At 70.5% G+C, this 718-nt stretch carries 1 protein-coding gene; it reads right to left on the minus strand.

Translation table 11 applies throughout. From position 1 onward, the window contains the following. Positions 1-143: 143 nt before the first annotated feature. Positions 144-671, minus strand: a complete 528-nt coding sequence (locus C5B91_RS21210) for a metal-dependent hydrolase (protein ID WP_004042046.1) — start codon at positions 669-671, stop codon at positions 144-146. Between the last annotated feature and the right edge of the window lie 47 nt (positions 672-718).

Genomic DNA, 718 nt, shown 5'->3' on the forward strand with positions numbered 1-718 from the left:
CCCAGACGACGACGTCTTCGGAAGTCCCGAACACGGCGCTCCACGTGCTGTTCGGCGCGCTCGTCGTCTTCGCGGTCGGTCGCCGCCTCGTCGGCTAACGCGCCCCCCGCGCCCCCGCGTCACTCCCTGTTTTTCTGTGCCTCTCAGCGCTCCGCTCGCGCGCGCCGATTGTCGAGTCGGTTGACCAGCCAGATACCGAACGCGACGGCGGCGAGGGCGTACTGGAAGTTGTACCGCGGGTCGCCGAGCGATTCGAGGACGCGGACCCACGGCGGCACCGAGTCCGCGGCGTAGTCGGTCGCCGGGAACAGGGGCCACAGGAGGAACTGCATCGAACCCCAGTCGCCGGCGAGGAGCGCCCGGGAGGTGTCGCCGAGGTAGTGCGAGAGCGTCGCGACGACGAGGGCGGTCGCGTGCTCGCCGTAGCCCAGCCGATAGCCGACGCCGACGAGGACGACGAGCACGGGCAGCATCACGAGAAGCGAGTGGCCGAGCGAGCGGCCGCTGACGAGGACGCCGTAGTACGCGAGCGGTTTGTCGATGAGGTCGGGCAACTGCGACCCGACGAGCGCGGCGGCCAGCGTCCACCCGGTCGGCAGCGGGCGACGCCGGCCGACCCGGAAGAGCGCGACCGAGAGATATCCGAGCGCGAGGTGGCCGATTGGGAACACTACCGAGGTGGACGGCACCGAGGCTATTCAACCGTGTGGACGGCGCG

Source organism: Haloferax sp. Atlit-10N (assembly GCF_003586325.1).
Classification (GTDB): Archaea; Halobacteriota; Halobacteria; order Halobacteriales; family Haloferacaceae; genus Haloferax; species Haloferax prahovense.